Source organism: Faecalimicrobium dakarense, assembly GCF_000499525.1.
In the GTDB taxonomy this organism is placed as follows: Bacteria; Bacillota; Clostridia; order Peptostreptococcales; family Peptostreptococcaceae; genus Faecalimicrobium; species Faecalimicrobium dakarense.
The window spans coordinates 1-5673 of record NZ_HG529294.1 but is presented as its reverse complement, the minus strand read 5'-3'; the positions used below and the strand labels follow the sequence as shown (position 1 = coordinate 5673).

The window sequence follows — 5673 nt, the reverse complement described above, 5'->3', positions numbered from 1 at the left end:
AAAACTTACAACATCTTCAATTATCCAATTTGGAGTAGATGCTCCTGCTGTAATACCTATATCTTTAAATTCTTTTAGTAATTCATAGTTTAAATCTTCTTTAGTTTCTATTGCAAAGGTTGGAACTACTTCTTTACATATATTAACTAGTTTTTGAGTGTTAGAACTATGCTTACCTCCTATAACTATCATACAATCTACCTCTTTAGATAATTCTTTCGCTGCCTCTTGCCTAACTTTCGTTGCTGAACATATTGTATTATTAAATAATACACCTTCAATTTCTTTTGATAGTACATCTATTATTTGTTTATATAAGTCTAAATTTATAGTCGTTTGTGCAACTACGCAGTATTGTTTTGTTTTATCAAAAGTTATTTTATTTAATTCTTCTAGATTTTTTATAACTATTGCAGAATTTTCACACCATCCGTTTATTCCAATAACTTCTGGATGATTTTTATCACCTATAACAATTATATTATATCCTTTCTTATAGTACTTTTTTACTATTTTATGGATTTTTGTAACAAAAGGACATGTGGTATCAATTATATTTATTCCTCTATCCTTTGATTCATTATATACTGATTCAGATACCCCATGAGATCTAATTATCATATTTTTATTAAGCGGAACATCATCTATATCATTAATTGTTTTAAGTCCTTTTTCTTCGTATCTTTCAACTGCTTGTTTATTATGAATAAGCGGTCCTAGTGCATATATCCCATCATTACTTTTTTCAAGTTCATCCCAAGCCATTTTCATTGCTCTTTTAACTCCAAAGCAAAAGCCTGCCTCTTTAGCTATTTTAACATTCATGTTTATATCTCCCTAGTTATAACTTATTATATATTAAACTTAGAATTTGGTTTTATTAATTATTTTGAATGTATATAGTAATTTTCTTTTATTACTTCTAATACATTTTGTGCTAATCTTTCATTATCTTCTGTAGTAAGTTTTTGTTTATAATAATCTTCAAAAGATATAGGTTTATCTATATATATAGTTACTCTATTAAATATTTTATAATTAGATATTATAGATATTGGAACAACATTTGCCTTACCTTTTATGGCAAATACAGATAAACCTGCTTTAGCCTCTCCAAATCCTGGTTCCTTGATTCGTGTTCCCTCCGGGAATATACCTAATACATACCCATCTTTAATCGTTCTTAAAATATTTTTTATTGTAGAGACATCTGGTTTTTCTCTATTTATTGGTATAACATTTAATTTCTTTAATATAAATCCCAGTGGCTTAATTTCAAAAAGTTCTTTTTTAGCAATTGCTGCTACTTCTCTATTTCTTATTGATGCAGCTAAAAATATTGGATCAAGATTAGATTTATGATTAGCCGCTATTATTATATTTCCTTCATTAGGAATATTTTCTTCTCCAATTACTTCATATTTAAAAAATAATTTAGAAAAACATCTAAATATATTTATTGCAAATTTATAAAAACTCAAAATTTATCTCCCTCTTTTATTACACATTTATTTTAGAAAGAACAGAATTTACTACATCATTTATACTCTTTCCAGTTGTATCTATTTCTATAGCATCTTCTGCTTTAACTAATGGCGCAAACTCTCTATTTGAATCTATCTCATCTCTTCTTACTATATCTTTTATTATTTCGTCTAAAGTTATATCATATCCTTTTTTTATTAACTCTATATGACGTCTTTTTCCTCTTTCCTCTGGTGTTGCTACTAGGAAGAATTTATAGTCTGCATTAGGAAATACATATGAACCGATATCTCTTCCATCTAAAATCACTGAATTTTTCTTTCCTATTTCTCTTTGAACGTCAACCATTAAATATCTAACATCTTTAATCTTAGCTACATTAGATACATTATTGCTAACTTCAATAGTTCTTATTTCATCAGTCAGTACTTGTCCATCTAAATATATATTATTATCTTTAAAATCTATTTCTGTATCTTTAGCTACCTTTGTTACTTCATCTTCATTATTTATATCTATATTTTTTTCAAGACATTTATATGTTATTGCTCTATACATAGCTCCTGTGTCTATATAATTTATATTTAACTTTTCTGCTATTATCTTTGCTATTGTACTCTTACCTGCTCCTGCTGGTCCATCTACTGCTATCACTAAATTGCTCATTTTGTTCTCTCCTATTTCTTTTAAGAAGTGATATGAACTAATCAGTTATATCACTTCTTAAATCTTTTGCTTTATTTAAATATATATGTTTTATATCTCTTTTAGATTTATTACTATTTATATGCATTAATATCCTAATGCACATAGGTAAACTTCCTACTATATATTTTTCCTCAAAGTTGAGAAGAGGTATATCTGTAATATTTAGAATTTCTCTTACTGCTACTGCAGGATATACCTTATCTAAGTCTTTTGTCATTGTAAAGCATATACTTATTATATCATCTACATCTAATTCGTTTTTTTCTATAATTTTTTCTACTAAAATTGCGCTTTCTTTTAAAATTTGTTCTTTATTATTAGCCTCTACTGTTGTAGCTCCTCTTATTGCTAATACTTTCATATAATCACCTACACACTTATTCCAGCAAGATACCCCGTAGAAAATGCTATTTGTAAATTATATCCACCTGTTTGTGCATCTACATCTATTACTTCCCCTGTAAAGAATAGATTTTTTATTAATTTAGATTCCATTGTTGAAGAATTTATTTCTTTAACACTTACACCTCCACTCGTAACCTGAGCAACTTTAATGCCTTTTGTTCCGTTACATGTAAGTGTCATATTTTTTATATACTCTATTATCTTTTGTTCATCAGTTTTATTTAATTCATTAGCTTTTTTATCTGATAAATTTAGTAAGCCTAATATCTCTTTTAAAAAGTTTTGAGGCAATATTGATTTTAAATTATTTAATATATTTTTATTAGGATTTTCCCTTATTATATTGGATATTTCATCAATACTCATATTCGGTAAAAAATCTATATTTATTTGAAGGTCACCATTTTCTAGTGCTTTATTTATATAAGATGATGTTATTAAAACACAAGGTCCACTAAGTCCAAAGTGTGTAAATATCATATCTCCTACAATTGATATTTTCTTCTTTTTAATCTTGCATGAGAGTTCAACTTTTTGCATAGATACGCCTTGTAAGTTTTTAATCCATCCTTCTTTTATAGTAAGTGGAGATAGTGCTGGATATATTTTATTAATAGTATGGTTATATTTTTTTAAAATATCATACATCATACCATCAGATCCTGTATGAGAATGACTTTTACCTCCAGTTGAAATAATTACCTTATCACAATACAATTTATCTCCATTTTCAAGAACTATACCATGTATAATATCTTCTTTTATTATAAGATCTGTAACTTTCTTATTATAAAGTATTTTTACTTTATTTTTAATTAAATCATTTTTGAAAGTCTCTATTACTTCAACTGATTTGTCTGATTTTGTATATACTTTATGATCGTTAAGGTCTTCCACTTTATACTCTAAATTATTAGATGTAAAATAATCTAATAAATCTCTGTTAGTAAAAGTATAGAAACTACTATATAAGAACTTTTTGTTAGTTACTATTTTATCGAAAAAATCTTCTATATCTCTGTTATTTGTGATATTGCATCTTCCTCCGCCAGTAACTAAAAGTTTTTTTCCTAACTCCTCATTTCTCTCTATTAATGTAACATTGTGATTTTGTTTTGAAGCTGTAAGTGCCGCCATCATACCCGATGAGCCACCTCCAACTACTATTACATTTGACATAACTTTACTCCTACTCTAGTGCTGAATTATTTATTTTTTCATTATTTTTTATATGGCTTGTGTCATTCATTTTTATTATAACAGGACCATAATCTCTATATTCAACTATATTTAGTGCAGTATTATCTTGTTTTATTCTATATATGTTTTCCATAGAAGATCCTAAAAATGATAAAAGCATTGTTCTTACTGTAACTGAATGGCTTACAAGTAATATATGTTTATTATCATACTTTTCATTTATTTCCTTTATAAAATTATCAGTTCTATCTTTTATTATATGTAGCGTTTCTCCACCTTCTATATCTACTAAATGAGGTTGATTTCTCCATATATCATAAGTATTTGAATGATTTTTTTTAATTTCATCTATTAAAAGGCCTTCCCAAACTCCAAATCCCATTTCTCTAAGAGATGGTGTCTGATTAACTTCAACTCCTAATTTGTTTCCAACTATTTGAGCAGTTTGAACAGCTCTTCCTAAATCACTGCTATATATGTAATCTATTGGATAATTTATCATAGCTTCTGATAATTCCATTGCCTGTTCTTCGCCTTTTTTTGTTAGGTCTGAATTCCCATGACCTTGAGTTTTGCCTAATATATTCCAATTAGTTTGTCCATGTCTTACTATGTAAAATGTATTTGCCATAATGTCCTCCTAAATACTATGTATCTATTTTTTACGCTTATCAAAATTTTATTATACCATAGTTTCTTAATATAAAATAGTTATACAAAGTAGTTTTACTATATTTAATTATAACAAAAACTACTAGATTATAGTATTCTAGTAGTTCTTGTTATAATTTATCAAAGGTGTATTTACATATTGTAATTATGACGAAACTATATTTAACATACTTAATTCATCATCTGTTAATAATACATTCATATTTTCACCTTTCTTATTAATACAGCTATATTTAAATATGATAAATACCTACTAAATTTTATAGTAGGTATTTTTATTAATAATATAACCTTTTTGTTATTATATTACTATATCTTTTAACTTTGAACTTCACTATCAATTAACTGTAAGTTATATTGTTTGATTAAATTTATCAACATATCTGCATACGTTAATTCACCTTTTTTGTTAGCTACAGTGCTATATCCTGCATTTTCTAAAGCTTGTGCTTGATATATATATGTGTTAGAACTAAACACGCCATTCTCTTTATATCTTTTATTTGCTGATAAGAATTTTGCATGATCTGCTATAGATTGCTTTTTATCATTATATTTTCTAAACTTATCATTTATAGTAGTATCTACATGCTCTTTAGTTTCTAAAGTAACATATTCCCCATTCCAGTATCTATCTGCTTTTATACCAAATAGATTGTTAAAGTCTTTTGATAATATTGATTTTCCCCAACTTGATTCAAGTATTGCTTGAGCTATTGTTATCGACGGTAGTATTTTATAAATTTTATAATTATCTATGGCATCTTGTTTTATATCATTTATAAATTTAATATTATCAGAATTCGGATTTAAACTAGATGGTTTTACACCATAGTTTTCTAAGTCTTTTATATAATCATTTACTCTAGACTTTTCTTTATCACTAAATTCTAAATTATTTAAAACATCTTCTAATTTTTTAATTTATAGCTATCATTATCTTTTTTTATAAATAACTTTGCTATTTTCGCTATATCAGAGTTATTTACTTTTTTAAAATTGTTATCGTTCATTACACCTATTATAGACGTAACATATTTCCAATTTACTTGAACTTTATTTTCACTAACTTTATCAACTTGATCTATGTATTTAAATACATCTATATTGTTTTTATCGATTTCTTTTAAAGAAAAATATTTTAAGCCCCCGGCTATTACTATAACTGATAATATTATTATAGGTATAATCTTTTTTATTTTC

Annotated in this window: 7 protein-coding genes and 1 pseudogene; all 8 read right to left on the bottom strand. The window is 26.1% G+C overall.

Annotated elements, in window-relative coordinates; genetic code table 11:
- Window positions 1-825 (bottom strand): 4-hydroxy-3-methylbut-2-enyl diphosphate reductase (locus BN899_RS06675; protein WP_042273997.1); only part of this gene is annotated, 825 nt, incomplete at its 3' end.
- Window positions 826-884: 59 nt separating this feature from the next.
- Window positions 885-1481 (bottom strand): lysophospholipid acyltransferase family protein, encoded by a 597-nt coding sequence (locus BN899_RS06670; protein WP_042273996.1) that lies wholly within the window; start codon window positions 1479-1481, stop codon window positions 885-887.
- Between the two features lie 19 nt (window positions 1482-1500).
- Entirely contained in the window at window positions 1501-2151 is a 651-nt protein-coding gene (cmk, locus tag BN899_RS06665; protein ID WP_042273993.1) for a (d)CMP kinase, read from the bottom strand.
- A gap of 37 nt (window positions 2152-2188) precedes the next feature.
- Complete coding sequence (gene aroH, locus BN899_RS06660) at window positions 2189-2554, bottom strand: chorismate mutase (protein ID WP_042273991.1); 366 nt, start codon at window positions 2552-2554, stop codon at window positions 2189-2191.
- An 8-nt stretch (window positions 2555-2562) separates the two neighbouring features.
- Window positions 2563-3777: a BaiN/RdsA family NAD(P)/FAD-dependent oxidoreductase gene (locus BN899_RS06655; RefSeq protein ID WP_042273989.1), complete on the bottom strand. Its 1215-nt coding sequence runs from the start codon at window positions 3775-3777 to the stop codon at window positions 2563-2565.
- 10 nt (window positions 3778-3787) lie between these two features.
- Complete coding sequence (locus tag BN899_RS06650; protein WP_042273987.1) at window positions 3788-4429, bottom strand: histidine phosphatase family protein; 642 nt, start codon at window positions 4427-4429, stop codon at window positions 3788-3790.
- A 359-nt stretch (window positions 4430-4788) separates the two neighbouring features.
- A complete protein-coding gene (locus tag BN899_RS19680) occupies window positions 4789-5187 on the bottom strand; it encodes a glycoside hydrolase family 73 protein (protein WP_242824107.1) in 399 nt (132 codons plus the stop codon).
- Window positions 5188-5381: 194 nt separating this feature from the next.
- Window positions 5382-5673, bottom strand: a pseudogene (locus BN899_RS19675) (glycoside hydrolase family 73 protein); the annotation flags it as partial.

Bases quoted from the DNA above. Each gene is read 5' to 3' on its own strand.
- cmk (WP_042273993.1), bottom strand. From the start codon at position 2,151: ATGAGCAATTTAGTGATAGCAGTAGATGGACCAGCAGGAGCAGGTAAG.
- aroH (WP_042273991.1), bottom strand. From the start codon at position 2,554: ATGAAAGTATTAGCAATAAGAGGAGCTACAACAGTAGAGGCTAATAAT.
- BN899_RS06655 (WP_042273989.1), bottom strand. From the start codon at position 3,777: ATGTCAAATGTAATAGTAGTTGGAGGTGGCTCATCGGGTATGATGGCG.
- BN899_RS06650 (WP_042273987.1), bottom strand. From the start codon at position 4,429: ATGGCAAATACATTTTACATAGTAAGACATGGACAAACTAATTGGAAT.